27 protein-coding genes and 1 riboswitch are annotated in these 26,149 nt (G+C 41.7%); of the genes, 19 read left to right on the forward strand and 8 right to left on the reverse strand.

Going from position 1 to position 26,149, the window contains the following annotated elements; all coding sequences use genetic code 11:
* Positions 1-51: 51 nt before the first annotated feature.
* From GJU41_RS02100 to GJU41_RS02120, 5 genes are all read right to left on the reverse strand, one after another.
* On the reverse strand, positions 52-192 hold the full coding sequence (locus GJU41_RS02100) for a hypothetical protein (protein WP_224771169.1): 141 nt from the start codon (positions 190-192) through the stop codon (positions 52-54).
* A gap of 358 nt (positions 193-550) precedes the next feature.
* The gene (locus GJU41_RS02105; RefSeq protein WP_070879175.1) at positions 551-1,432 is read right to left on the reverse strand and encodes a ClpXP adapter SpxH family protein; all 882 of its coding nucleotides are present in this window, start codon (positions 1,430-1,432) and stop codon (positions 551-553) included.
* Positions 1,429-1,833, reverse strand: coding sequence for a globin domain-containing protein (locus GJU41_RS02110; protein WP_070879174.1), 405 nt, complete (start codon positions 1,831-1,833; stop codon positions 1,429-1,431). The genes GJU41_RS02105 and GJU41_RS02110 overlap by 4 nt, the downstream gene beginning before the upstream one ends.
* 382 nt (positions 1,834-2,215) lie before the next feature.
* A complete protein-coding gene (locus tag GJU41_RS02115) occupies positions 2,216-2,830 on the reverse strand; it encodes a lytic transglycosylase domain-containing protein (protein WP_070879172.1) in 615 nt (204 codons plus the stop codon).
* Between the two features lie 2 nt (positions 2,831-2,832).
* Positions 2,833-3,432, reverse strand: a complete 600-nt coding sequence (locus GJU41_RS02120) for a CYTH domain-containing protein (protein WP_070879310.1) — start codon at positions 3,430-3,432, stop codon at positions 2,833-2,835.
* A 351-nt stretch (positions 3,433-3,783) separates the two neighbouring features.
* Between GJU41_RS02120 and GJU41_RS02125 the strand changes: the two genes are divergently transcribed.
* The 4 genes from GJU41_RS02125 to GJU41_RS02140 all read left to right on the forward strand — a co-directional run bounded on the left by GJU41_RS02125 (position 3,784) and on the right by GJU41_RS02140 (position 6,733).
* The gene (locus tag GJU41_RS02125; RefSeq protein WP_070879171.1) at positions 3,784-4,167 is read left to right on the forward strand and encodes a UPF0738 family protein; all 384 of its coding nucleotides are present in this window, start codon (positions 3,784-3,786) and stop codon (positions 4,165-4,167) included.
* 190 nt (positions 4,168-4,357) lie between these two features.
* Positions 4,358-4,993: a GTP diphosphokinase gene (yjbM, locus tag GJU41_RS02130; protein WP_070879170.1), complete on the forward strand. Its 636-nt coding sequence runs from the start codon at positions 4,358-4,360 to the stop codon at positions 4,991-4,993.
* Between the two features lie 21 nt (positions 4,994-5,014).
* Positions 5,015-5,809: an NAD kinase gene (locus GJU41_RS02135; RefSeq protein WP_070879169.1), complete on the forward strand. Its 795-nt coding sequence runs from the start codon at positions 5,015-5,017 to the stop codon at positions 5,807-5,809.
* A 21-nt stretch (positions 5,810-5,830) separates the two neighbouring features.
* The gene (locus GJU41_RS02140; RefSeq protein ID WP_175443549.1) at positions 5,831-6,733 is read left to right on the forward strand and encodes an RluA family pseudouridine synthase; all 903 of its coding nucleotides are present in this window, start codon (positions 5,831-5,833) and stop codon (positions 6,731-6,733) included.
* A 768-nt stretch (positions 6,734-7,501) separates the two neighbouring features.
* Here GJU41_RS02140 and prpE read toward each other — a convergent pair.
* Together prpE and GJU41_RS02150 are read right to left on the reverse strand one after the other, a co-directional pair.
* The gene (gene prpE / locus GJU41_RS02145; RefSeq protein ID WP_070878277.1) at positions 7,502-8,245 is read right to left on the reverse strand and encodes a bis(5'-nucleosyl)-tetraphosphatase PrpE; all 744 of its coding nucleotides are present in this window, start codon (positions 8,243-8,245) and stop codon (positions 7,502-7,504) included.
* A 239-nt stretch (positions 8,246-8,484) separates the two neighbouring features.
* Positions 8,485-9,660: an FtsW/RodA/SpoVE family cell cycle protein gene (locus tag GJU41_RS02150; protein WP_070878279.1), complete on the reverse strand. Its 1,176-nt coding sequence runs from the start codon at positions 9,658-9,660 to the stop codon at positions 8,485-8,487.
* 321 nt (positions 9,661-9,981) lie between these two features.
* Here GJU41_RS02150 and mgtE point away from each other — a divergent pair, with 321 nt between their 5' ends.
* From mgtE to GJU41_RS02215, 13 genes are all read left to right on the forward strand, one after another.
* Positions 9,982-11,349 (forward strand): magnesium transporter, encoded by a 1,368-nt coding sequence (mgtE, locus tag GJU41_RS02155; RefSeq protein WP_070878281.1) that lies wholly within the window; start codon positions 9,982-9,984, stop codon positions 11,347-11,349.
* 23 nt (positions 11,350-11,372) lie between these two features.
* Positions 11,373-13,226: a monovalent cation:proton antiporter family protein gene (locus GJU41_RS02160; RefSeq protein ID WP_070878283.1), complete on the forward strand. Its 1,854-nt coding sequence runs from the start codon at positions 11,373-11,375 to the stop codon at positions 13,224-13,226.
* 69 nt (positions 13,227-13,295) lie between these two features.
* Positions 13,296-13,405: riboswitch (TPP riboswitch) on the forward strand.
* Positions 13,406-13,479: 74 nt separating this feature from the next.
* Positions 13,480-14,166: a thiaminase II gene (gene tenA / locus GJU41_RS02165; protein WP_070878285.1), complete on the forward strand. Its 687-nt coding sequence runs from the start codon at positions 13,480-13,482 to the stop codon at positions 14,164-14,166.
* The gene (tenI, locus tag GJU41_RS02170) at positions 14,163-14,771 is read left to right on the forward strand and encodes a thiazole tautomerase TenI (protein WP_070878287.1); all 609 of its coding nucleotides are present in this window, start codon (positions 14,163-14,165) and stop codon (positions 14,769-14,771) included. Before tenA ends, tenI begins: the two co-directional genes overlap by 4 nt.
* Positions 14,768-15,883, forward strand: a complete 1,116-nt coding sequence (gene thiO, locus GJU41_RS02175; protein WP_070878288.1) for a glycine oxidase ThiO — start codon at positions 14,768-14,770, stop codon at positions 15,881-15,883. Before tenI ends, thiO begins: the two co-directional genes overlap by 4 nt.
* Positions 15,880-16,083: a sulfur carrier protein ThiS gene (gene thiS, locus GJU41_RS02180; protein ID WP_070878290.1), complete on the forward strand. Its 204-nt coding sequence runs from the start codon at positions 15,880-15,882 to the stop codon at positions 16,081-16,083. The genes thiO and thiS overlap by 4 nt, the downstream gene beginning before the upstream one ends.
* 3 nt (positions 16,084-16,086) lie before the next feature.
* The gene (locus GJU41_RS02185; RefSeq protein WP_070878363.1) at positions 16,087-16,854 is read left to right on the forward strand and encodes a thiazole synthase; all 768 of its coding nucleotides are present in this window, start codon (positions 16,087-16,089) and stop codon (positions 16,852-16,854) included.
* Complete coding sequence (locus GJU41_RS02190; RefSeq protein ID WP_070878292.1) at positions 16,855-17,871, forward strand: thiazole biosynthesis adenylyltransferase ThiF; 1,017 nt, start codon at positions 16,855-16,857, stop codon at positions 17,869-17,871.
* 141 nt (positions 17,872-18,012) lie between these two features.
* Complete coding sequence (locus tag GJU41_RS02195) at positions 18,013-19,248, forward strand: DUF445 domain-containing protein (protein WP_154317924.1); 1,236 nt, start codon at positions 18,013-18,015, stop codon at positions 19,246-19,248.
* A gap of 118 nt (positions 19,249-19,366) precedes the next feature.
* Positions 19,367-20,140 (forward strand): enoyl-ACP reductase FabI, encoded by a 774-nt coding sequence (gene fabI / locus GJU41_RS02200; RefSeq protein WP_070878296.1) that lies wholly within the window; start codon positions 19,367-19,369, stop codon positions 20,138-20,140.
* 624 nt (positions 20,141-20,764) lie between these two features.
* Positions 20,765-21,226, forward strand: a complete 462-nt coding sequence (locus GJU41_RS02205; protein ID WP_070878297.1) for an SRPBCC family protein — start codon at positions 20,765-20,767, stop codon at positions 21,224-21,226.
* A gap of 3 nt (positions 21,227-21,229) precedes the next feature.
* Entirely contained in the window at positions 21,230-21,679 is a 450-nt protein-coding gene (locus GJU41_RS02210; RefSeq protein WP_070878299.1) for a GNAT family N-acetyltransferase, read from the forward strand.
* 69 nt (positions 21,680-21,748) lie between these two features.
* Positions 21,749-22,165 (forward strand): CotO family spore coat protein, encoded by a 417-nt coding sequence (locus GJU41_RS02215; protein WP_070878301.1) that lies wholly within the window; start codon positions 21,749-21,751, stop codon positions 22,163-22,165.
* A gap of 274 nt (positions 22,166-22,439) precedes the next feature.
* On the opposite strand, the gene cotI is transcribed toward GJU41_RS02215, so the two are convergent.
* Positions 22,440-23,648 (reverse strand): spore coat kinase CotI, encoded by a 1,209-nt coding sequence (cotI, locus tag GJU41_RS02220; protein WP_224771347.1) that lies wholly within the window; start codon positions 23,646-23,648, stop codon positions 22,440-22,442.
* Positions 23,649-23,891: 243 nt separating this feature from the next.
* Here cotI and GJU41_RS02225 point away from each other — a divergent pair, with 243 nt between their 5' ends.
* Together GJU41_RS02225 and GJU41_RS02230 are read left to right on the forward strand one after the other, a co-directional pair.
* A complete protein-coding gene (locus tag GJU41_RS02225; RefSeq protein ID WP_070878303.1) occupies positions 23,892-25,025 on the forward strand; it encodes a glycosyltransferase family 4 protein in 1,134 nt (377 codons plus the stop codon).
* Positions 25,026-25,073: 48 nt separating this feature from the next.
* Positions 25,074-26,141: a protein kinase family protein gene (locus GJU41_RS02230; RefSeq protein WP_070878367.1), complete on the forward strand. Its 1,068-nt coding sequence runs from the start codon at positions 25,074-25,076 to the stop codon at positions 26,139-26,141.
* Positions 26,142-26,149 lie beyond the last annotated feature (8 nt).

Raw genomic sequence — 26,149 nt, forward strand, 5'->3', positions numbered from 1 at the left:
GAAAGTATCTATGCGAAACAGCCTTTAATTAAACTAGCTTCAGCGTACCGGCTAAAACCCCTTAAATGTTTTCCGGTGATTCACCAAATAAAGCGTCACGAAAATCGCTATAAACAATAGCGGAGAAGATATCAGCAATGGAAACATCTCCATTAATCCGAGTATATTAAGAAAGAAACTAATAATCAGCATAACGGTACTGATAATCAGGGGAAGGCTGCTTTTCAATGTAAGATCCTCCTTGTTTGTCCTTTCTAAAAAATATGAAAGACATCCTGTATTTATGTTTGTGACAAATTTGTGAAATGAATTCCTATGGGTTGTCATAAGTCGACAATATCTGATATATTATAGATGTGAAATTAATCACAAACAAACATTTACCCCTTTGTTTGACCGTGAAAAATTTCTCCCATCCCCTTTGTTGTCGTTAAGACATACAGAAGACTCCGTATTACCCGTGCGGAGTCTTTTTAAGAATAAGAAAGTAAACGTTTTCAATTAAAAAGAAAGAGATCCGGTACAATTCCCTGTACTGGATCTCTTTCTTTTATCCAATGTATCTCCAGAACGTACCATGCTTCACCGGTACGCGCTCAACCTTTTGAGCAAGCAAATACTTTTTCATTTCTTTTTCAGCATCTTCTGCCGTTAAATTATAAACGGATGCAATCTCTGCTGTAGCAACAAATTGAAAATAGCTTAAAAAGATTTCAAGCGGCGGAGCCTGCGATGGCTTTGGAACGTCGCCAAGCATTTCTGATAAGATGCCTACATACATTTCATATGGATAATATCCGCTGATTTTCAGTCCTTCCTGGTCGACATTCTGATTAAAGAAAGTGAGTGTAGGGTTTTCCTGAACGTCCATTTCAGCAGAAATTTTCAAATCGCATTGCAGCGCTTTGGCAGCACTGGCGGAATGAAGATCCTTTACAAACTCCTCTGTATCAAGGCCGACTTCTTTTGCTATTTCGACAAGAACTTTTTCTTCTGCAATATTCTTCGTTTGAAGAAATAAGACTTCCTGAAGCTTGCGCAAGTAGCGTATTCCTGCTTTTCGCCCTTGCAGCTCTGCCGATTTTATCGCAAGCGAAGCTGCAAATGGAGATGAAATTGAACTTTCAGACTTGAGGATTCCATCACAGGACATCCCTGTTAAACTGGCTGTTTTTTCCCATGCCTGTGCAAGATTAGCCGGATTTTTCCGTTTCATCTGGTTGAGCGTTTTAATTCGTCCGCTGATGATAGGTTTTAAGGTGAAAAATCTTCCATATTCAATCAGCAGTTTTTTGATGATCGGTTCAAGTGCCCAGCAGTCAGGGCAGAGAGGATCAATGAACATATAGATTTCGAGCGGTTTTTTTGAATTGCCTTGACAGTGAGAGAAAAATGGAGCGGATTTTTGATTCTCACTGTGCTGAATCATCATTGCGGAGCTCCCTCAGATTTTTCATCTGGGGTGTTCACCATGTGCTGGGCTGTCAGTTCCAGCCGTTCAAAAAACCATACCCGAAATCGTTCATCAAGCTCTAAATCATCCATCGCTTCTTCCATGCAGGATAGCCAAGCCTTGGCTCTTGCTTGCGTAATTTGAAAAGGCAAATGTCTTGCCCGAAGCATAGGATGTCCATGTTCTTCTGTATATAAAGACGGTCCGCCTAAGTATTGCGTTAAAAATTGTTTTTGTTTTCTAGCTGTTTCCGACAAATCATCAGGAAAAATCGGAGAGAGCAGAGGATGCTTGTGCACTCTATGATAGAAGGCATCAACCAGCTGCGAAAGTGCATCTTCCCCAATCGCTTCATATGGTGTTGCAAATTGATCAGCCATGCCTGTGATCTCCTTTATTGATAAGATAAGCTTATTGTAACAATTGACCTGCCATTGCTCAAACAAACTGCTTTGAAAAGATATCCTCGATCAGTATGTTCTTATTATATAAGCCAAACTGAATTTAGGCGATAGGTGCTTTTTTATAAGATAAGAAAGTATAAAATTTTGCGCTTTGATGGCAAGCGGAGTCGCTCAGGCTTCTCGGCCAGAACGGATCCGAAAGTATTGGCAAAAAGCGCCTTTACTGGCGGAATCCTTATCTGTCATGCCTGCGCTAAACGGTGCTTGCACTTTTCTTAGTATATGTCCTGACATGTGTTCTATGAAATGAAAAAAGAGCTGATTCAAAGCGGCAACGGCTTTTGAATCAGCTCTTTTTTTAAGCAAAATAAGAAGCAGTAATTTTCTCTACATAGTTTTGGGTTTCTTTAAACGGTGGAATACCGCCGTACTTATCTACATTTCCCGGCCCTGCGTTATAGGCTGCAAGTGCAAGTGGTATTTCGCCGTTGTATTTCGTCAGCATCTGCTTTAAATACTTTGTTCCGCCTTCTATATTCTGAGCGGGATCAAAAGAATCCATGACACCAAGAGACTGAGCCGTTTTTGGCATCAGCTGCATAAGTCCCGCAGCCCCCGCTGCACTCCGTGCATTAGGGTTAAAGCTGGACTCTTGGGAAATGACAGCTCTTATCAGTTTTTCATCCACGCTGTATTTAGCTGCCATTTCAGAAATGATGCTGTCAATTTCTTTGCTGTCTCGCACTCCAGAAGAGGTAATTCGGACATTTACGTTTGCCGGCGGCATTGACAAAGGAACGGCTGCTTGCTTAATTGGGGGCAGGGCATCATCAGTCTGTCCATCAACATAAGACTGGAAAATCTCTTTGAACATAGAGACAGAAGAGGACTCAGCATCTTCATTCTTATCCGTTTGGGACAGGCTGCGTAAAGCCTGAAGCTGCATCATAGCTTTCATATGGTTAATTTCCACTCTTAAAGCTCCTTCTCATTTTCGATCTCACGTTTATGATCATAAAAACGTTTAATTTTGTTTGGTGTTTTTCGCATAGGAATCTGCAGGGAAGCGAGCAGTTCGCGGAAAGCAAGAAGTCCTTCTTCTGCATCCAGGACTTCATATTCAATTTCATAATCCTCTTTATTTATATATCGGCTGTGATCAAGAACAATTAACCCATTTTTATAGGTTTTCTCTGCTCGATTTGTGGATAAAGTTCCAAAGAAAGAAATGTTTTCAGAATGAATTCCGAGTGAGTGAATCTGTTCTAAAACTTTTCCTTTTGGAAGTGAAGAAGCTGGTGAAATAAGCTCTGACGCATGTTCTGCCGTGATTTCCTGGTGAGTTTCAAGCAGGCCGACAGGTGCAGGTTCTTTTAATGTAAGGACGTACCGGCCGTTTTTAAAGCGAATGCGAAGGGCAGCTCCGCGCTCTTTAAGATGAAATTCAGGCGTATCAAAATAGTGATTGTCCTGGTGTTTGAAGTCATGATCTGCGATTTGAAAAAAATCAGCCAGCCGGAAAAACTCTTCTTTTGTAAGCAGATTCTTATATTCAATTTCAATTTCCTGGGTCATGTTATGAAATTCCTTTCGGTTATCAGATAAAAAAGTACAAACGATTGCGTATTCTATGTTCAGCTCCATCGTACAATATTCTGCCGGATTCTTATCTGTCTGTCGGAGCTGATGGGGGATTTCAGCTTCACACATTGTCTAGCTCCATCGCCCAGATCCTCGGCCAGAACGGATCCGCCGGCAAAGGCAAAAAGCGCCTTTTCTGTCGGATTCTTATCTGTCTGTCGGATCTAAACGGGGCGATTCCGCTTTTCTATTATTATGGCAATAAAAAATCCGGTTTTCAATGTTTATCATGCATAAGGGGAATATGATAAAATAGACGTGGAATTGATTTGGAAGGAGATTTTTATGAAACGAAGAATTGAAGTGAATGAAGCAGTACTTGATCAAGAAAGAATGATACTAAAAGCGCTGCCCTTTGAAAAGAATGATTTAAGCGGTTTGACTGCAACGGGCCAAGTGCTGGTTGACTCCGATCAATTAGCGTTTATTTACATAATGGATCATCATGAAGACTTTATTTACACCAACTTGCCTGCAGCGGTTTGGCCGCAGCTGAAAACGGCATTAGACAGCGAAATTCCTGTAGATCTTAATGTAAATGGTTTAACGATTGAACTGACTGATCTCCATGAAGAATTATCCTATCTGCTTGAAAATATCAAAGATAATGCAAACTACGGAGAAGAAATGGAAAAGAAAGTCGTTGAGACATTTGGCTTAAATGACTAATACATAAAAGAATGTTGTTTATTTATAAAAAAAGTTTGAGTATTGATGGCAAGCGGAGCTGCCCGATTCCCAGGCAAGAGCAAGAACAAATCCGCAATAAATTCAGGACACGGACTTTTTTGCAGGATTCCTATCTGTTTGTGGGAGCTAAACGGGCGCTTGCGCTTTTCTTATGACGAGGGGGAAGGCTATGATCGGCAGAAAATGGGAAGTTTTTTTAGCACCGTATCACCAGGCGGTTGATGAGCTGAAAGTAAAGCTCAGAGGGACAAGATCGCAATATGAACTAGAAGGCAGCCATTCTCCGATTGAATTTGTAACAGGAAGAGTAAAGCCGATTGCAAGTATTCTTGATAAAGCAAGGCGCAAAAATATTGCCCTAGATGCACTTGAGAATGAAATGCAGGATATAGCGGGCATCCGTATGATGTGCCAGTTTGTAGATGATATAAAACTTGTCGTCGACATGCTCAGACAGCGGAATGATTTTGAAATTATTGAGGAACGTGATTATATTTCACAGAAAAAAGCAAGCGGATACCGCTCCTATCATGTAGTTGCCAAATATCCTGTTCAAACGGTATCAGGTGAAAAATGTATTCTGGTGGAGATTCAAATCAGAACGCTTGCGATGAATTTTTGGGCAACAGTTGAACATTCTCTTAACTACAAATACAGCGGGAATTTCCCCGAAGACATTAAAATCAGGCTGAAAAGATCAGCGGAAGCAGCTTTTCTTTTAGATGAAGAGATGTCAAAGATTCGCGGAGAAATAAGAGATGCACAAGTCATTTTTTCAAGGAAAACAGAAACGAAAGATAAATGATGTATAAAGGGGCATGCTGTTATGAAATTTGCGGTCACATCTAAAGGAGATACCGTTTCAAATACACTAATGCATAAAATGAAAGCCTATTTAATGGATTTTCATCTTGAATACGATGAGGACAAGCCTGATATTGTGATTTCAGTCGGAGGAGACGGCACGCTTTTATATGCTTTTCACCGTTACCGCAGCAGGCTTGATAAAACGGCATTTGTTGGTGTACATACTGGTCATCTTGGTTTTTACGCCGACTGGGTTCCGGATGAAATTGAGAAGCTTGTTATTGCGATTGCGAAAACACCTTATCAGGTTGTTGAATACCCGCTGCTTGAAGTCATCATCAGACATAATGACGGCGGACGGGAAGCCCGCTACCTTGCTTTAAATGAATGTACTGTCAAAGCGATTGAAGGCTCACTTGTCATGGATGTTGAAATCAAGGGCCAGATTTTTGAAACTTTCCGCGGCGACGGTCTCTGCATGTCTACACCATCAGGCAGTACAGCATATAATAAGGCTCTTGGCGGCGCTATTTTGCACCCATCCATTCCTGCTATTCAAGTCGCTGAGATGGCCTCAATCAATAACCGGGTATTCAGAACGGTCGGCTCGCCTCTTATTTTGCCGGACCATCATACTTGTTTATTAAAGCCTGTAAATGATGTTGATTTTCAAATCACGATTGATCATTTGACGCTTCTGCATAAAGATGTAAAATCGATTCAATGCCGCGTTGCCAATGAAAAAATCAGGTTTGCGAGATTCAGGCCGTTTCCATTCTGGAAGAGAGTCCGTGACTCATTTATTTCGGAATAGGATTCTGAAAGGAAGATCGTGGTGAACGCGTTTCAATTAACATGGACAATCCCTGCTGCTGAAGATGGCATGCTCATAAGGGATTATCTTAAGGAAAAGAATATTTCAAAGCGTGCTTTAACTGATATTAAGTTCGGAGGCGGAAGCATTTTAGTCAATGATGAACATGCAACCGTCCGTTTAAAGCTTAGGGCAGGGGATGTCCTCAAGGTCATTTTTCCCGTAGAAAAGCCAAGTGCAGGCATGCTTCCTGAAAAAGTTGATTTTGAGATTGTGTACGAAGATGAATGGTGTCTTGTCATCAATAAGCCGCCTTACCTTCCTACCATTCCCTCGCGTGAGCATCCTGGAGGGACGCTCGCAAATGGGCTGCTTTTTTATTACAGGGAAAAAGAGATCGCTGCAACTATTCATGTAGTCAACCGGCTTGATAAGGATACTTCAGGGTTAATGCTTGTTGCTAAGCACCGCTTTGCCCATTCCTTGTTTTCATCCCAGCAAAAGCAGGGGGGAATCAAACGGAGCTATTTTGCATTGGTTGAAGGGGAAGTGAAGGAGAAACAGAGCACCATTTCTGCTCGGATCGGCAGGAAAGAGGACAGCATTATTGAACGGACCGTGAGAGATGATGGCCAGCACGCTGTAACCCATTACCAGGTTATTGCGTATTCAGAATGCAATACTCTCATTTCCCTGAAGCTTGAAACGGGAAGAACTCATCAAATAAGAGTTCATATGGCGCACATCGGCCATCCGCTATGCGGCGACAGCCTATATGGGGGCAGTCATCGATTTATTCCAAGGCAGGCTCTGCACAGTGCCGAGCTATCATTCTTTCACCCTTTTTTGGAACAAGAAATGAACTTCAAGATTGATTTGCCAGATGATTTCCAATCGGTGATAAACGGAAAAAACTCATGCTGATTTCAGCATGAGTTTTTTCGATATGAATATAGTGGCTTTTCGCAAAGAAATGATGGTATATACTAGTTTTTATATAAGGACTGACCAAGATTTGGAGTACTCCATGAAACAGAAAAAGTGCGTTAATGACACGAAAATCAGGCGGTAGGGTATCTATAGAGGGGTGAAATCCGGGTTTAATGTACTTAAAGAGTCCACTATTTTCGCTCTTTCATGGAAAGGAGGAATCATAAAGGTTCTTTGATTCCACTAGTTACGCTCTTTCATGGAAAGGAGGAATCATAAAGGTTCTTTGATTCCACTAGTTACGCTCTTTCATGGAAAGGAGGAATCATAAAGGGTCTTTTGATTCCACAAATCACGCTCTTTCATGGAAAGGAGGAATCATACAGGGGTTTTGATTCCACAAATCACGCTCTTTCATGGAAAGGAGGAATCATCAAGGATCTTTGATTCCACAAATACGCTCTTTCATGGAAATGAGGAATCATAAAGGATCTTTGATTCCACAAATCACGCTCTTTCATGAAAGTGAGGTATCATACAGAGGCTTTGAGTCCGAATGACACCCAAAAACAGTGAAAATCCCTGTTTCTAGGTACTCATAGAGAAATCGGCAGCTCTGCCAACAAATTAGTTTTCTGCGAAAAAATCCGGTGTTTTCGCAAATGAATTTTCCTTAAAGAAATCGATGATTTTGCAAACAAATTAGATTTTCCACAAACATATCCAATGATATCGCAAATAGATCGACTCTCGCGCTACAAATCATGCTCCTCCATCTATCTCCCGAAACCTCGATTCGTCATAAGGCAAGGATGATTTGACTGAGACAACCTCTTTTTCAGGATACCTGAGTGCTGTTAAATAGCCTCCAAATACCGCTCCAGTATCAATGTTCACTGTATCGCCGACAAATCTTGCTTCGCGCACAGGTGTATGACCGTAGACAATAAACGGTTTTCCTTTGTACAGCTTCGCCCAGTCTCTCCTTACAGGAGTGCCGTCAGGGTTTGTCTGGCCGGTTATGTCCCCGTAAAGGACAAATTCTTTTACCTTTTTGTGCGTTTTTCCTATGTAGTCTGCCCGGATTCCTGCATGGGCAATGACAAGTCTGCCTTCATCCAGAACCTGATAGAGAGGTGATTGCTCATAGAGCTTCATGAAGCTTTGATAGATATGTTTACGCTCATCTTCTTCCAGCGCTTCAAGTTCTGCGGCAGTTGTTTCTAAACCATGTGCAACCTGGACTTTGTTTCCGAGCATGTAGCGGTACAGTTTGTTGCAGTGGTTGCCTGGCACGTAGTATCCTGCTTGATTTTCTGTAATTTTAATAACGGTCTCAATTACTTTTATAGATTGTGGTCCCCGGTCAGCAAGATCTCCTACAAAAGCAAGTTTTCTGCTGCTGTGCACAGGATACCCGTTTTTCCAAGCATATCCGAGCTTTTCCGTAAGTTCGTAAAACTCATCAAAACAGCCATGAATGTCACCGATAATATCAATTTTCATCTATACCCGTCCTCATTTGTCTCTTTTTCTAAGATGATAGCAGATATCTTTAAAGAATCAAAAATATCCTATACTTTCATCGTTCCAATAATGAAACAAAAGAATTCAGGATAATAGAAAAAACCCGTTATAATAACGGGTTTCTTTATGATGATGGAAAGTGTGGAGATTTGTGCAATGATGTCTAGCTGCACCTCCTAGCACCTCGGCCAGAACAAATACTCTGGGTTCCGCTTTTCTTAATCAAACATATACTTTCTCGTCCGTGATCTGACATTTAACACAATGCCAATGGCAATCATATAGGTTGCAAGTGAACTTCCCCCATAGCTGATAAAAGGAAGCGGCAGTCCTGTAATTGGCAGGAGGCCGACAGTCATGCCGACGTTTTGGAACACCTGAAACGTTATCATGCCAATGACTCCTGTGCAGAGGAAGCTTCCGAATGGATCGTTGCTCTCAAGTGCAATGTGAATCATCCGGTAGATTAGAAGGAAGAAAAGAGAAATCACAATGCTGCCGCCGATAAATCCGAATTGTTCAGAAATAATCGCGAAAATGAAATCTGTGTGTCCCTCAGGCAAATAAACCTCAAGCTGCTGATAGCCTTTTCCGTAAAGCTCACCCGATCCGATGGCAAGAAGGGATTTGATCAGCTGAAATCCAATGTCGCTTGAATATTCATATGGATTAAGCCAGCCATAAATACGATCCAGTTTGTAAGAATTGGTGTCTAAAATGTACTTGTTGAAGAAATCCGGAAAGGTGAAAAAAATGAATACGCCTATAGCGGCAATTCCGGCACCGGATAAAATGAAACTGAAAATGAGTTTCCATTTAACACCCGAAACAATAATTAACGATCCGATAATGGCGCAAAAGACCATTGTCATCCCAGTATCCGGCTGTCTCATCAGCAGAAGTATGGGAGGTGCCGCTGCTGCAAATACTTTACCTAACAGGAGCAAGTCATCTCTGACCGTGTTGGTGGCGTATTTTTCGCGATGATCTGTGATAATTTTGCTCAGGACAATAATCATAAATATTTTCATAAGTTCTGAGGGCTGGAAATTGCCTATACCAGGGAGAGTGTACCAGCTTCTTGCGCCTTTAATCGGCTCTACAAGCGGCGGCGGCAGGACTTCAAGCCCCAATAGCAAAACCATCCCAAATCCATATAAATACCATGAGAGCTGTTTGAACCGGTCAAAATCAATGACCATTGTTCCAATGACTGCGATAATACCGATGATGTACCATCTAAGCTGAAGAAAGGCAAAGTTTATATTCTGCAATTTTTCGGGTAGAGTAGGTTGGGCGCTGCTTATCGCAATGGCACTGGTCAGCGCCATTAAAAACATGATAAAAATAAGTGTGTAGTCTAACTGCTGCTGTGGGGATTTATCTGTGTTCATAATGGATCCCTTTCTATAAAAAAACTAATAATGGAATAAAATCTTTTTTTAATTTTGAACAAACAAACAGCGGAGAAGAAACACCCTCTGATTGAAGTTTCACTTTATCAATCTTAGCGAAAATTGATGAATTTGCAAAGGATTCATTTGTAAAACATCGCAAAACATGCTACCTTATCACAAGGAAAAAACGACTGTACAGAGCGCAAACGCTAGTGCCGTGCATGTTTTATGCAGGTGCATAAAATGTATCACAATTTGATGACATTTTGATGTCTTGGCTTTAATATAGGAACGTGTTGGGGAAGGAGGAGACTCTTGATGTCAGATGAAAGAGAAAAACTGGAGATTGAAGCAGCGAAATTAGTAACAGCTTTGGAGAATGAAGACTTTGAAGGGTTTCGCTCCATGTTTTTGGAGCAGCATCCATATGATCAGGCGAAAATTTTTGTAAAGCTTGAGCAGGAGGAGCGGACAAAGCTTTATCATTACCTGTCTCCAGAAGAAATGGCTGCTCTTTTTGAGAATATAGAAGACGAAGAGTACAATTACGAAATGTACCTATCCGAAATGGATCCGCGCTTTGCATCCCAAATGCTTGAGCACATGTACGCGGATGATGCGGTAGATGTACTTAATGAATTAAATAAAGATCAGGTAGCAAGCTATCTGACCATAATGGATGATGAAGCTGCACAGGAAATCCGTGAACTCCTGCATTACGAAGAATTCACAGCAGGAAGTATCATGACGACTGAATTCATCGCCATAATTGCCAATCAAACGGTTAAATCTGCCATGCATATTTTAAAGCATGAAGCACCAGACGCAGAGACCATTTACTATCTTTATGTCATCGATGAAGATAAGCATCTTGTAGGCGTAATCTCACTGCGGGATTTAATCGTCAGCGACGATGATCTCATGATTGGCGAAATTATGAGTGAACGGGTATTTTCTGTATCCGTCGGCGAAGATCAAGAAGATGTAGCAAGAAAAATGAGAGACTATAATTTCCTTGCTCTGCCTGTAGTTGATTTTCAGAATCATCTTTTGGGAATCATAACGGTTGATGATATCGTCGATGTTATCGATGAAGAAGCATCTGACGACTATTCAAAGCTTGCAGCGGTATCAGATGTGGATTCTATAGACAGGGGGCCGCTGTCAGCGGCTAAAAAAAGATTGCCTTGGCTGGTCATTCTATTATTCCTCGGAATGTTAACCGCAAATTTAATAGGCCAATTTGAAGAAACGCTTGATAAAGTAGCCATTCTAGCTGTATTTATTCCGCTGATTGCGGGAATGGCAGGGAATACTGGAACTCAGGCACTTGCAGTTGCCGTCAGAAGAATTGCAATGGGTGATCTTGAAGAGGGCGGCAATTTAAAAATTATCGCCAGAGAAGCTGGTACAGGGATTATAAATGGCGCCGTGTGCGGTTTTCTTGTCATTGGAGTCGTTTATTTCTGGAAGCATGATTTCTTTTTAGGACTTCTGGTAGGCATCTCCATTCTTGCAACCTTGACTGTTGCGACAATCGCCGGGGCGTTTGTCCCGCTTGTGATGCACCGGCTGAAGGTTGACCCTGCGGTGGCATCGGGCCCTTTTATTACAACGATTAATGATATTATTTCCATTCTTATTTATTTTGGCATGGCAACTTTGTTCATGCAATATTTAATCTAGTTTCAGGTTAGGAGGGAAATACTGTGCATGGAGCTTCCTTTTCATCACTTGTTATCGTACTATTAGCCGCTTTTATAACCCCTCTCTTGCTGCATCGCTTTAAAATTAAAGTCATGCCTGTTGTAGTAGCCGAGATTATCATGGGGATTATTATCGGTCAAAGCGGATTTAATCTGGTTCAGGAGGATATGTGGCTTGAAACACTATCCATGCTCGGATTTATTTTTCTTATGTTTTTGAGCGGACTTGAAATTGATTTCACCGCTTTTATCGGCGGCCGGAAAAAAGAAAAGCTGCCGGGCGGAAAAGAAGCGCCAAATACGTTTGCCGTTTCTTTCCTTGTTTTTGTAGGCATCTTTATTTTGTCTCTGTTCTTATCGTATCTGTTTGTTTTCCTTGGTTTTATCGAAAATGCCTTCTTGATGACACTGATCATTTCTACGATATCGCTCGGTGTGGTCGTTCCTACACTGAAGGATGCGGGCATTATGAAATCCAACATTGGACAAATTATTTTGCTTGTTGCCGTCATCGCCGACTTAGTGACGATGATTCTGCTTGCCGTCTTTGCATCGATTTATGGCGGAGAAAATACGAATACGTGGCTGCTATTAGTGTTATTTGGCGCTGGAATTGCTTTATATTTCCTCGGCAAAACCTTTCAAAGCAGGTCGTTTATTGAAACTCTGTCAAAAGGCACGATTCAAATTGGGACAAGAGCGATTTTCACCCTGATTGTTGTCCTTGTTGCTCTATCAGAAACAATCGGGGCTGAAAATATATTAGGAGCTTTCTTAGCGGGGGTTCTTGTCTCCCTGCTTTCACCGAACAAAGAAATGGTTCATAAAATGGATTCCTTCGGATACGGCTTTTTGATCCCAATTTTCTTTGTCATGGTTGGTGTCGAACTTGACATATGGTCGCTGTTTAAAGATTCTAAGATTCTAATGCTGATACCCTTGCTGTTTACCGCTCTGCTGATCTCTAAAATTGTGCCGATCTATTTACTGAAGAGATGGTATGACACAAAGACAACTCTGGCATCAGGCTTTTTGCTGACGTCAACACTGTCCCTTGTTATTGCGGCAGCTACTATTGGAGAAAGGGTGAATGTGATTGATGCGCAAATGTCCGGGGCGCTCATTTTAACAGCGGTCCTGACGAGTATATTTACTCCAATCGGGTTTAAGAAGCTTTTCCCTGTACAGCTGTCTGAGAAAAAGAAGCTGAAGGTAGCTTTCATTGGGGCCAATCAGATGACACTTCCAGTAACGCGCGAGTTAAATCCGAAGCTGTATGATACAACGGTGTATCATACTCATATTGATAAAAATGAACAGCAGATCGCTGAATCACTTTTTCAGATTGAGGACCTTGAAGATTATTCGATTGAAACGCTTCAGTCAAAAGATGTTTTCAGTGCAGATATCCTGATTGCCGCTACGGGAGATGAAGATGCGAATGCGGAAATTTCCTTATTTGCGAAAGAGCTTGAAGTTGACCGGGTAATAGCAAGCATTTCGTCACCATTATTGGATGAACAGCTTAGAGCAAAGGGAATCGATGTTTTCTCTGTCCTGTTATCTACAAAAACTCTGCTCAGAGCTCTTATTGAAGCTCCTGGCATCATGAAAATTCTGACTCATAACGATTCGGCGCTGTATCAGATAAAAATGAACAACAGAAGCTACGATGGCATGGTGCTTCGCAGCTTTCCCTTTACAGGCGACGTTATTTTTGTCCGTATTTTCAGGGAAAATGAATCGATTGTGCCGCATGGCGATACAGAGCTGAAACGCGGAGATCTGCTGATTCTGACTGGATCAGCTGAATATGTGGATGAGCTCAGACAAGAGCTTGAATTCCATAAAAGCTGAAAGTTTTGACTTGAAAGTTTCTTTCAGCATGATATGATGTACATGTAAATATTTCTAAAATCATATATGAACGACCGCTAGGGGAGCCCTGTTAGAAGGGCTGAGATTGAAGTTTGCCTTCAAGACCCTCAGAACCTGATCTGGCTAAAACCAGCGTAGGGAAGTGGTGTAAAGGTCTATTCATACACCACTTTTCTATGCGAAAAGTGGTTTTTTGCTGTTTTCGCACCTAAAAAATGAGGAGGAACAAAACATGTCATTTTCAAAAGAATGCCGAGAGTATGCAAATAAATGGTGGGAAGGAAGCTTTGAACATCCTTTCGTAAAAGGAATTGGCGATGGCACCCTTTCAAAGGATAAATTTAAATATTATGTGATGCAGGATTCATATTACTTAACGCATTTTGCAAAAGTGCAGGCTTTTGCAGGGGCGATGGCGCCTGATTTGCATACTACTTACCGGATGTCCGTTCATTCCCAGGGAACGTATGAGGCAGAGCTCTCTCTGCATCAGCAATTTTCTGTCCTGCTTGGCATTACAGACAGGGAAAGGGAAGAATTTAAGCCATCTCCAACTGCGTATGCTTACACCTCCCATATGTACCGTTCCGTTGCGACAGGAAATCTTGGAGAAATCATTGCCGCATTACTTCCTTGTTACTGGCTCTATTATGAAGTCGGGGAGAATCTGAAAGATTGCAAGCCTGGTGATGATGTCTATGAAAAATGGATCGCGACTTATCACGGTGATTGGTTTAAAGAGCTGGTTCTTGAACAGGTTGCACGATTTGACGATCTTGCTCTGCGTGCAAGCGATCACGAGAGACAAATGATGAAAGAAAATTTCCTCATCAGTTCGATGTATGAATATCGTTTCTGGGACATGGCTGAAAAAATGGAAGCGTGGGATGAGTCAGAAACTGTGCTGATGCAAAAGTGAAATTGCATCTTGTGACAGACGGCCGTCGCAATATAGCAGAGCTCATAAAAATCATCACAGACATACATACAGCTGCCGATGCCTTTCATATTAGAGAAAAGAATAAATCGGCTGGGGAACTTATAGAGCTGGTTGAAGCTCTCCATCAAAATGGGGTGCCGAAATCAAAGCTTGTCATGAATGACCGTGTGGACGCAGCTGTTCTTTCTGGTTTGCATCAGGTTCAGCTTCCATCACATAGCTTTGATGTGAAAGTGGTGAAACAGAGGTTCCCGCACCTTGTGGCAGGCTGTTCTGTCCACTCTGTTGCTGAAGCAATATATTGTGCTGAAAATGGGGCAGACCGGCTCCTTTTCGGCCATGTATTTCAGACATCATCCAAAGAAGGTTTAAAAGCAAGAGGGATTGGCGCATTAAAGGAAATAGCGGAATCTGTCAGCATTCCTGTCATTGCAATTGGAGGAATCGTTCCCGCTGCCATTCCTGAAATAAGAGATTTAAAAATTGAAGGAGCAGCCGTGATGTCCTGCGTTTTTTCATCAGATCATCCGTATCATGCTGCACTTGAGATTGCAGAACAATTAAAAGGGGGAATGGGCGATTGAAACCTTTATTTGATGCCGGTATTATCGGCGGAGGCGTCATCGGGCTTGCCTCTGCCTATTTTTTAGCGAAAGCAGGTATCCGCGTTGCGGTGTTTGAAAGCGGGAAAACAGGCAGCGGCGCATCAAGTGCTGCGGCCGGAATGCTTGGCGCCCATACTGAAACGGAAAAGGATGATGCTTTTTTCAGGTTTGCGAAAGAAAGCCAGGCGCTTTATCCGGGATTAGCTCATGATTTGCTGCTGGAGAGCGGAATCGATATACAGCTGCAGTACAATGGAATGTACAAACTGGCAATATCAGCAGAAGAAGCAGATGCTTTGAAAAAAAGAGCAGAAACAGAAAAGGATGTTGAATGGCATTCTAAAGAAAAAGTTCTAAGGAATGAGGAAGGCATATCAGATGCCATCTATGGAGCTCTTAAAATTGAAAAGGATGGCCAGGTTAATCCTGCTGCTCTTTGCAAAGCTTTTACAAAAGCCATTCAGCTCATGAATGGAAAGATTTTTGAAAACACACCAGTCTATAAAATCAGCAGAATTGAACACTCCCATTATGAAATCGAAACGCCTCAAGATCGCTTTTTTTGCGAAGCTCTTATTCTTGCAAATGGTACATGGAGCAGCAGATACATAAAGGATTTCGTCCGGAATATATCTGTTTATCCCGTTAAGGGCGAGTGTTTGTCTGTGACATTGAAAGAGGGAAACCTATCATCTACTGTTTTTCATGAAAGCTGTTATCTTGTGCCAAAGCTTGACGGGAGAATTGTTATTGGCGCAACGATGAAAGAAGATACCTGGAATACAGAGCCTTCCGTACAAGGAATCGCTGCTCTCATGAATAAAGCGGTTAAAATGATGCCGGCGATTGAAAAAGCCAGTTTTCATCACGCATGGGCTGGATTAAGACCTAAAACAGCAGACGGGAAGCCATTTATTTTCAAGCATCAGGGCATACCGAACCTTTTTGTGACAACAGGTCATTTCAGGAATGGCATCCTGCTTGCTCCGAAAACTGGTGAAATGATCCGAGATTTATTTTTTAATAGAAATGTAAATGAAGAATACGTTCATGCATTTAGAATGGACCGTGCACTAGAGGTGAGATTATGACCTTAAAAGTGAATGGGAGCATGATCGATCTGCAGTCTTCTGTGCGCACGGTTCAAGATTTGCTGGCTTTTTATGAGGTAAGTAATAAAATCGTCATCGTTGAACATAATTCAGAAATCATAGCCAAAGAAGAATACGCAAAAACGGTTATCAATGATGGGGATGTTCTTGAAATTGTTCATTTTGTAGGAGGAGGATAATTGATGCTGACAATCGCAGGAAAAACGTTTCAATCGAGATTGCTGCTTGGAACGGGAAAGTATCCGTCTTTTGACATTCAAAAAGAAGCAGTACAAGCGGCTGAAACTGATATTTTAACGTTTGCGGTTAGGAGAATGAATCTTTTTGAACCGTCTCAGCCTAATTTTCTGGAGCAGCTTGATCTTTCACGCTACACGCTGCTGCCGAACACAGCTGGTGCGAAAACGGCGGAAGAAGCAGTCAGAATTGCCAAGCTCGCTAAGGCATCAGGGTTATGTGATATGATAAAAGTAGAAGTCATCGGGTGTGCGAAGACACTGCTGCCCGATCCTGTAGAAACCTTAAAAGCAAGTGAGGAGCTTGTAAAGGAAGGGTTTATAGTGCTTCCTTACACGTCTGATGATGTCGTGCTTGCAAGAAGACTTGAAGAAACAGGTGTTCATGCCATTATGCCAGGCGCGTCACCAATTGGTTCAGGTCAGGGAATTATCAACCCTCTGAATCTATCTTTTATTATTGAACAAACGAATCTGCCGGTTATTGTGGATGCAGGTATAGGATCAGCTGCTGATGCAGCAAAAGCGATGGAGCTTGGAGCGGATGGCGTTTTGTTAAACACCGCCGTTTCTGCTGCAGGCAATCCGGTCAAAATGGCAGCGGCTATGAAGCTTGCCATTGAAGCAGGAAGATTAAGCTTTGAAGCAGGCAGAATACCGGTAAAAACCTATGCATCTGCAAGCAGCCCGATCGAAGGAATGATGACATCCTAAATGGAACGGTACTCTAGGCAAATCTTATTTTCTCCAATAGGAGAAGCAGGGCAGAAGAACATTCGAAATGGTCATGTGCTCATTATCGGTGCGGGGGCTCTTGGGACGGCAAATGCAGAAATGCTTGTACGTGCGGGTGTCGGCAAACTGACGATTGTGGACCGGGACTACGTTGAATGGAGCAACTTGCAGCGGCAGCAGCTCTATACAGAAGAAGATGCGGTTTTGCGTCTTCCTAAAGCAGCTGCTGCAAAACAAAGACTATCCCAGATTAATCATGAAGTAGAAGTCAGGGCGGTCATTGAAGATGTGACGGCTGAAAATATTTTTGAATTTAGTCAGGATGCAGATGTTATTGTTGATGCAACTGATAATTTTGAAACGCGGCTTGTGATCAATGATGCAGCTCTTAAGCAGGGCATTCCTTGGATCTACGGGGCATGTGTCGGAAGCTATGGCCTGACTTATGCGATCTTGCCCGGGCTTTCGCCTTGTCTGAACTGCCTTTTGAAGCAAATTCCAATGGAAGGACAAACGTGTGATACAGTGGGGATTATCAGTCCTGCTGTCCAAATGGTTGCCTCTTATCAAACAGGGGAAGTGCTGAAATTGTTAACAGGCGCAGCCGATCAGGTGAGAAAAGAATTGCTGTCGTTTGATGTTTGGAGAAATCAATTTTCGCAAATAAAAGTCCATGCACTGAAAGATTCAGCTTGTCCATCCTGCGGCGAATCTGCCGTTTATCCATTTTTATCACGCAATAATAGTGTGAAAATGTCGGTTCTATGCGGCAGAGATACGGTTCAAATAAGACCTTCAGTCTCTAAAGAAATGAACTTTAAGGAGCTTGCAAAAACACTTGGCAGAGCTGCAGCAGAAATCACGGCAAATCCTTATTTGCTCTCATTTCAGACGGAGCATCACAGAATCGTGGTCTTCCGTGACGGCCGTGCACTGATTCATGGAACAAAAGATCTAGCGGAAGCAAGGAAAATTTATCAGCGCTATTTAGGATAACAAGTTTATAAGAATTCATGAAACAAAACTGGCCTATGCTGGCCAGTTTTTTCTGTATGATGACATAGATTTATTGGATTTCTTTCTTATTTTAGACTAGCATGGACTTATCAATTATTTTATAAAGATTGAAGGTAGAACATGTCTAATAAATCTAAGAATTTGGCTGGAATATCACTTGCTGTCATGGGAGCGGGGTTTGCCGCAACAATCCCTTTTCAGGGATCAGGTGCTGGAGAATTTCTTCAGGGAGGATTTGAAGCCGGGCTTGTCGGCGGGTTAGCAGACTGGTTTGCTGTTACAGCGTTATTCAGACACCCATTCGGCTTGCCTATCCCACACACCGCATTATTGCCGAAGAATCGCAACAGGATGATCAGGGGACTTGTTAACACAATCGAAAATGACTGGCTGTCAAAGGACAGCATTCAGACAAAATTATCTCAAATAAATCTCACAGAAAAGCTGCTGCCTATCCTTGAGAAAGAGGTTCATTCGGATTCTTTCAAAAAAACAATGAAATCGCTTATGATCCAAATGATTGAAAGTGTGGATCTCGAAAAGCTTGCTCCCCTTATCCAGAAGCAGCTGAAAGGATATTTAACATCTGATGAAGTATTGAACCTCCTTAAAGCTCTCATTCATCAGGTGCTTGAACGGAAATATGATGAAAAGAGCCTGGATTATTTCCTTATGAAATCTGAGGAGTGGGCGTCAAGACGCGATCAGCGTGAGGAGTTTGGACGATTTGCGATGAGGGCCATTGATAATGGACAGGCCGATGGGTTTTTGCAATTTGCCATAAAATCCTTCCGGAATATTGTAAACGAAGAAAAACTCGGAAAGATTCTCCAGGATATTATTCTGAATGTAATTGGCGGTTTGAGGAATCCTGAAAGTGAATACCGGCAGTCCATCCTTGATCGCGTTCGAAAAGAATTGCTCAGCATTCAGGAAAACTCTGCTTTGCTAGAGGAAATTGACCGCGTGATTTCTGAGTGGGACCATTCTGAAAAACTGCTGACAATCTTAAAGAAAACGCAATTAAAAACAATAGCTTTTATTGAAGAAGGTACATTTATGGACGATCATCTTATGCCTTTTGCTGATCAATTAATCGGAAGAATCAGTGCAGATAAAGAAAAAATAGATGCTATCGAGAGTAAAATACAAGAACAAATCACTCTATTTATAGAAAAAAACCATTCAAAAATCGGCAAACTGGTCGAAGAGAATTTAAACAAGCTTGATGATGAGACATTAATTGATATGATTGAAAATAATGTCGGGAAAGATTTACAGTGGATTCGAGTGAACGGTGCAGTGTGCGGATTTTTCATCGGAATTATTTTAACGGGACTAAAAATGCTCTTTTAATTAGCTGAAATGATTCAGGTTCGTCCATGAAATCCAGCAGTGGTCTAGAAAATAAGGAAATAGCATGATATAATTATAACCAGGTACTAATAACATGTATTAATTAGGAGGATTCCAAATGAATTTATCATTAGCTGGACGCAATGTAGTCGTAATGGGCGTCGCAAACAAACGAAGCATTGCCTGGGGAATTGCCCGTTCTCTTCACACGGCGGGAGCGCGTCTTATCTTTACATATGCAGGTGAACGCCTTGAAAAATCAGTGCGTGATCTAGTTGAAACACTTGACCGCAATGATTCGATTGTTCTCCCATGTGATGTAACGAATGATGCTGAAATTGACACATGTTTTGAAGCGATTAAAAAAGAAGTCGGCGTTATTCACGGAATCGCCCATTGCATCGCGTTTGCGCATAAGGAAGAACTGAGCGGAGAGTACATGAATACAACGCGCGAAGGATTTTTGCTTGCTCACAATATCAGTTCTTATTCTCTGACAGCTGTCGCAAAAGCTGCAAGAGGCTTAATGACAGAGGGCGGAAGCATCGTGACACTCACATATCTCGGCGGAGAAAGAGTCCTTCCTAACTACAACGTGATGGGAGTTGCAAAGGCATCACTGGATGCAAGTGTGAGATACCTGGCAAGCGATTTAGGAAAAGACGGCATCCGCGTGAATTCCATTTCTGCCGGCCCAATCCGTACGCTTTCTGCAAAAGGAATCAGCGATTTCAACTCCATCCTGAAAGATATCGAAGAACGCGCGCCGCTGCGCCGCACAACAACACCAGAAGAAGTTGGAGATACAGCCTTATTCTTATTCAGCGACCTTGCAAGAGGCATGACTGGCGAAAATCTTCACGTTGACTCTGGCTATCATATTTTAGGTTAATCTAAGCCTGAACATTAAAATACAGTAGAAAACGGGTAATGAATTGCAGAGCAATTTGTGCCCGTTTTTTTGTTATTAGGGGTGAATATTGGCTAAGCTATGATTCCCTATCCATATGATTGAGAGTGTTTAGTGGACTCAAAGATAGATCCAATTTCATGAAAGAGCATGAAAAGTGTACTCAAAGCCCCTGTATGATTCCTCAATTTCATGAAAGAGCGTGAAAAATGGACTCAAAGCCCCTGTATGATTCCTCAATTTCATGAAGGCGCGTGAAAAATGGACTTAAAGCCCCTGTATGATTCCTCAATTTCATGAAGGAGCGTGAAAAGTGTACTCAAAGCCCCTGTATGATTCCTCAATTTCATGAAAGATCGTGAAAAGTGTACTCAAAGCCCTTGTATGACTCCCCAATTTCATGAAAGAGCGTGAAAAGTGGATATAAAACCCTGTATGATTCCCCAACCTCAGAATAAAGCATATTCCAAAGAATCAAATACCCTCCAAAGTCTATTTTTTATTCCGGAAAAAAATAAGTTTGCTGCTTGTCCATGTGACCACTCCTCTTCTGATAAAATATGGATAAGGATTGAAATCCTAATCATAAGGAGGATTGGTTTTTTCATGAGTGAATTTCAAGATCAAGTTACTGTCGATGCACCGCTTGACCAAGTATTCAAATTTGCGGCAGACATTGAAAATGCCCCTTTGTTTATGCAAAATGTGAAGAAAGTCGAAAAGCTGACGGATGGTCCTGTCCAAGCAGGCACGAAATACAGGGAAACCCGTGAAATAAGAGGAAGAGAAGCATCAGCGATTATTGAGTTTATAGAATTTGTTCCGAGCGCAAAGTATTCCGTTAAAAGTGAAATGAACGGGATGGAAGCCATTTATCATTACACGTTTTCATCATCAGGCAATCAGACAACAATCCGTTTCGAATGTGAAATCAATGCGAAAAAATTCACAATGAAACTCATTAAGCCGGTATTTGTGAAGATTATGAAAAAAGAAGACGGAGATCATCTTCAGCACTTGAAAAAAGCGTTTGAAGCTAAGGATGCAGATGATAAAAAAGGACAGTGACCAATGATGGGAGTAACATTTAAACTGGCTGAATCAGACGAATTAGAAGAAATATATGAATTAGCAGGAGAAAACCGCAGGGAAGCAACAAATCATGTTTCAGACGATAATAAGGAAAAAATGATTGAAGCCTATGAACACTCCGCTAAATATCAGGCTTATTTTGTGTGCCTGATGGACGGGAGCACATTGATTGGATGGATTATGATTGATAAAGCATTCGATTTCCTGACAGGCGATGAAATTGGCTGGATTAATGATTTATATGTAAAAGTATCATACAGAGGCAAGGGCTACTCCAAGCTATTGATGGAGGAAGCATTAAAGGAATTCAAAAAAAACGGGTACAGTGATGTAAGACTGAATGTGTATGCTCATAACCAGAAAGCAATGAAACTATACGAACAAATGGGGTTCAAAGACGTCAGCAAATTTATGAAAATATCTCTTTAATACTCTCTCATAAAACAAATCTCTCCGCATATACTTCTTTGTAGAACACGAACATGAGGAGGGACGTCTGTGAAAAAGCACCAATCTGTTAAGAATCCTCCGCTGCTGTATATCGTTCAGCCGGAATTTGAACCTGTGTTAACATCAATGCAAAAAACATATGTCGTAAAAAGAGAGCTGCCGGCCGAAACCGCAGCTGCACCTGAGGAGGCTGTTTTAAGCGAGGAAGTGAAGCCTGAGGCAGCTGTCCAAAAAGAAGGCAAATTGACAAAGCCTCTTCATTCCTTCAATGACTTGTCGATCCCGGATAAAATTCAGCTGCTTCTTCATTTGCCTGACCGTCTCTCAAGCCTGAACTGCAGCATCTCAACGAACATTAAAACCCACATAGGCAAAGTAACAGAATACAAGGATAACTGTGTGACGATTAACGGTGAAAAAGTTCCGCTGGAAGAAATACAGGCCATTCATTTAAAAGGTTTATAAGAAGTGTCCGTGAATGGGCACTTTTTTTGTATTTCATTTGAATAAATACAGTCCCCTAAGGTGCAGTTGAGGAGATACCAGATCAGTTTGGATAAGCAAACTGATTTTGTTCACATTTAAGTCGAATTAAATCTCAATGCGCGCGAATTAATTTGGAAAGCCCGTGAATTAAATTAAAAGCACGCCAATGAACTGGCAAACCCCTTGATTAACTTCAGGTCATTCAGCAGTGGATCAAAAAAACTCATACACAACGTATGAGTTTTCTCGATCTTTAATTCGATTTAATCATTGAATTTAATTGTGCTTCTTTGATTCTTTCATATTCGAATGCCTGAGCCAGCTCTTCTGGAAACATATCTGTTTTTCTGACGAACTTTTCCCGTGCGATATCGTACATTTCATAAGGGAAAAGCATGTCAATATACATCACTTCTTTTTGTTCAGACGTTAACGGATTGACGCTTTCATAAGCATTCATCATTAATTGGAATCTTGCTTCATCCCACACGCCTGTTGTATCAAGCAATGGAATGATCATCTTCCGGAGGTCACGGATCGGCAGGTCGTATGAGACTGTGTCGAGGTCGATGACCCAGATCTTGCCGTCATTCCCAAGTACGGTATTTCCAGCGCCGTAATCCTGGTGGCAAAGGGTAGGGTTTGCTGCTTGTTCTGTAATCCAAGGGACATATTTAGAATTCATCAGGCGGTCAAGTGTTTGTCTTCCTTGATCTATAAAATAATCGATCTCCTGTAAATACAATTGGGAAAACGGGTTATCGGGCATGGTTCTGGCTATATGCTTCCATGATTCCATCTGCTGACACCTTTTGATGTAGTGATTCGGCCAGCGTCCAAGTTTTTTAAACACTGGAATGCCTTCCGGCGGATGGTATCCCTCTGACCACAAGTGGAATTCAGCCAGTCCTTTCATGACAAATTCCAGATCAGGATCAACGGCTAAATCGAAAACGCCACCTTCAATCCAATCATATAGAACGAATAAATATGGCCCTTGTTTAGTAAATAATTGATTTTGGTTGTTCCGGATAATTCCTGGTACTCTTGCGCCTTTTTCTGCTAAGTAATTTTGAGCATTAATGGAGAATAATGCTTTCTTTTCAGGGCGGTGTATCCGCTTTAAACAGACGGGTCCGCTGCTCGTGTGGATTTTCCAGACGAGTGCCATTTGCCCGCCTTGAATGACCTCAATCCGGTCAACAGAGATATCCCAGCTTCCAATAATATATTCAGCAAGCTTTACAAGCTTAGCTTCTTCTTCAGGTGTCAGGACAAACCCAATCTCTTCTGCTTCCTCTTTCTCTTCTTTTTTTTCCTTTTGCTTTTTTTCTTTTGGAAAATCATATTTATTCGTTGTTTTCTGATCCGCACGCGCAGGTGATTGTGCAAGTTCTGATTCCATCTCTTCTTCATAATCGAAGTAATTAAAGAGTATTTTTCCGGCCAATATCGTCACCATCCCATCCTTTTACTTCATAGGTTATGAAAATAGTGCGTTTTTTGTCCTAGGCTCTTTTCGTAAACTTATTTTGTTGTTTTGATTTTTACAGCAGTATTCTCCGCACAGGATGATAACACACAATATTCCGCTGAAAAGTGATGAATTCGCCTTTTTTTTAAATAGTTTCTCTGGGGAAAGCACACCATTCCGCTTATTTCCGTATTTTAAGATAAGGGTTTTATAGACGAATGGAGGTAACGTATGAAGATTGCATTAATAGCAACAGAAAAACTGCCTGTTCCCGCAATTAAAGGAGGGGCGATCCAAATCTATCTTGATTCTATTGCTCCTCTGCTTGCACAAAAGCATGATGTGACAATCCTCTCGATTCAGCATCCAGATCTTCCTGAGACTGAAACGCGTAATGCTGTTCATTATATTCGGTTTGCAGAAAGCGATTATCTTTCTCTGCTTGCTGAGCATGTAAAAAATACGAAGTATGATGTGATACACCTTTGCAACAGGCCCGCATGGATTCCGCTCCTGTATGCAGAGTCACCAAGTTCAAGGTGGATTTTAAGTGTTCACAATGAGATGTTCGCCAATGATAAAATGACGGATGAAGAGGGCAGGGCTTGCATTGCAGCTGTCGCTCAGATTGTAACGGTAAGCGATTATATCGGAAAAACGATTACAGACAGATTTCCTGAGGCAAAAGGCAAGGTGAGAACCGTTTATTCAGGTGTTGACCTTCAAACCTATTTTCCTGACTGGACGTCTGAAGGCAGAAGGCTAAAAGAACGGGTACGTTCTGAACTGAAGTTGAGAAATCAGAAGGTTATTTTATTTGTAGGGCGATTAAGCAAAGTAAAAGGACCTCACATTCTCTTGCAGGCAATGCCTGAAATTATCAAAAGGCATCCCGATACGGTCATGGTTTTTATTGGCTCAAAATGGTTTGGCGACAATGAAGTCAACAACTACGTCAGACATTTATACACTCTCGGCGCGATGTATCCTGAAAACGTTCAGTTCATTCAATTTGTCCAGCCGAAAAATATTCCAACGCTCTATGCCATGTCCGACATTTTCGTCTGTTCATCGCAATGGCAAGAACCGCTTGCACGTGTTCATTACGAAGCAATGGCTTGCGGACTTCCGATCATCACAAGCAATCGAGGCGGAAATCCGGAGGTTATTGATGAGGGCAGAAACGGTAAGGTCATCAAAAATTTTGAAGATCCAATGGCATATGCTGAGGCCATCAACTCGATGCTTGACAGCTCTGGAAAAAGAGAAGAAATGGGCAGGTACGGCAGATCAAAAGCAGAGCGTGAATTCAGCTGGAACACAGTTTCAGGAAACTTATTGAGAGTTTATGAAAATGGAAGATAGAAAGGGTGGAACATCGTGGATACAGAACTAAGCCGGCATGAACTTCAAATGAATATATTAAGCTTGTACCCTTTTGATGTGCAGTCAATAACCCTATTAACGAACAAAAGCGGAAGAACGACTTGGCGAGTGGAAACTGAGCAGGGGACTAAAATATTAAAAAGAGTTGTGATGAAGCCTGCGAGAATGCTGCTTATCGCAGAAGGACATGAGCATTTACAGGAAAATGGTCTCCAAATTGCAGCTATTCACCGCACCAAAGCTGGAGCGATTTGCGTAGGCGCCGAAAACTCAGCATACGTTCTTTATGATCTGCAAGAAGGAAAAGAAGTGCTATATTATGACAAACGCCAAATGCTGCAAATCATGGAGTTTATAGGAAAGTTTCATCAAGCATCAACCGGATACATGCCGCATGAAACCAGTAAAAAAAGAAGCCGTCTTGGCAAATGGCACAAGTTATTCCGCTGGAAGCTGCAGGAACTGGAAGGAAATAAAATGCTTGCCATAAAATCAGACCTTGAAAATAACCTTCCGGCACCAGCTGTGATTGATCCTGAAATGGAACAAACGTGGATGACGGATCAATTTTCAAAAATGGTGATTGAATCAATAGATGAAATGATCCTCCGCGGAAAACAGGCTTTGGCAGAGCTCGATGAGGGACATTATGAGAAGTGGTCGCTGCAATGCCTGGAATCCAGAATGTTTTGCCAGCAGGACTTTACTCTTGCCCGTTTTATCGAGCTGGATGAGGGGCTTGCCATGAAAGAGCTTCATTCCATTACAGCTGATCTGCCATCCAGGGATCTAAGAGTTATTTTAAATAAAGTCATGAAAAAAATGTCAGTGTGGGATAATGATCTTGTTATCGACCTCTTAAGAACGTATGACAAAACGAATCCCCTCACAAAAGATCAATACCGAGTGTTATGGACAGATTTGAAATTTCCGCATTTATACTGTTCCATTGTTCACAAATATTTTTTGGGCCAAAAAACGTCATGGTCAGATGAAAAATACATTTGGGCTATTCAGAATATTATCGCAGTTGAACAATCAAAACAAAAATTTCTATCAGATTTTGATGAATTTTATTCCAAAATAAAAGCATAAAGGAGGGA

It is taken from the genome of Metabacillus idriensis, assembly GCF_009674765.1.
GTDB classification, from domain to species: domain Bacteria; phylum Bacillota; class Bacilli; order Bacillales; family Bacillaceae; genus Bacillus_P; species Bacillus_P idriensis.

Coding starts and splice junctions, on each gene's coding strand:
- cotI (WP_224771347.1), bottom strand. CDS start 23,648: ATGGTGACGATATTGGCCGGAAAAATACTCTTTAATTACTTCGATTAT.
- mgtE (WP_070878281.1), top strand. CDS start 9,982: ATGTCAGATGAAAGAGAAAAACTGGAGATTGAAGCAGCGAAATTAGTA.
- tenA (WP_070878285.1), top strand. CDS start 13,480: ATGTCATTTTCAAAAGAATGCCGAGAGTATGCAAATAAATGGTGGGAA.
- GJU41_RS02110 (WP_070879174.1), bottom strand. CDS start 1,833: ATGGCTGATCAATTTGCAACACCATATGAAGCGATTGGGGAAGATGCA.
- GJU41_RS02125 (WP_070879171.1), top strand. CDS start 3,784: ATGAAACGAAGAATTGAAGTGAATGAAGCAGTACTTGATCAAGAAAGA.
- GJU41_RS02150 (WP_070878279.1), bottom strand. CDS start 9,660: ATGAACACAGATAAATCCCCACAGCAGCAGTTAGACTACACACTTATT.
- GJU41_RS02225 (WP_070878303.1), top strand. CDS start 23,892: ATGAAGATTGCATTAATAGCAACAGAAAAACTGCCTGTTCCCGCAATT.
- prpE (WP_070878277.1), bottom strand. CDS start 8,245: ATGAAAATTGATATTATCGGTGACATTCATGGCTGTTTTGATGAGTTT.
- fabI (WP_070878296.1), top strand. CDS start 19,367: ATGAATTTATCATTAGCTGGACGCAATGTAGTCGTAATGGGCGTCGCA.
- GJU41_RS02135 (WP_070879169.1), top strand. CDS start 5,015: ATGAAATTTGCGGTCACATCTAAAGGAGATACCGTTTCAAATACACTA.
- GJU41_RS02120 (WP_070879310.1), bottom strand. CDS start 3,432: ATGACCCAGGAAATTGAAATTGAATATAAGAATCTGCTTACAAAAGAA.
- yjbM (WP_070879170.1), top strand. CDS start 4,358: ATGATCGGCAGAAAATGGGAAGTTTTTTTAGCACCGTATCACCAGGCG.
- GJU41_RS02190 (WP_070878292.1), top strand. CDS start 16,855: ATGGAACGGTACTCTAGGCAAATCTTATTTTCTCCAATAGGAGAAGCA.
- GJU41_RS02185 (WP_070878363.1), top strand. CDS start 16,087: ATGCTGACAATCGCAGGAAAAACGTTTCAATCGAGATTGCTGCTTGGA.
- GJU41_RS02195 (WP_154317924.1), top strand. CDS start 18,013: ATGTCTAATAAATCTAAGAATTTGGCTGGAATATCACTTGCTGTCATG.
- GJU41_RS02105 (WP_070879175.1), bottom strand. CDS start 1,432: ATGATGATTCAGCACAGTGAGAATCAAAAATCCGCTCCATTTTTCTCT.
- thiS (WP_070878290.1), top strand. CDS start 15,880: ATGACCTTAAAAGTGAATGGGAGCATGATCGATCTGCAGTCTTCTGTG.
- GJU41_RS02230 (WP_070878367.1), top strand. CDS start 25,074: ATGAATATATTAAGCTTGTACCCTTTTGATGTGCAGTCAATAACCCTA.
- GJU41_RS02205 (WP_070878297.1), top strand. CDS start 20,765: ATGAGTGAATTTCAAGATCAAGTTACTGTCGATGCACCGCTTGACCAA.
- GJU41_RS02210 (WP_070878299.1), top strand. CDS start 21,230: ATGATGGGAGTAACATTTAAACTGGCTGAATCAGACGAATTAGAAGAA.
- GJU41_RS02100 (WP_224771169.1), bottom strand. CDS start 192: ATGCTGATTATTAGTTTCTTTCTTAATATACTCGGATTAATGGAGATG.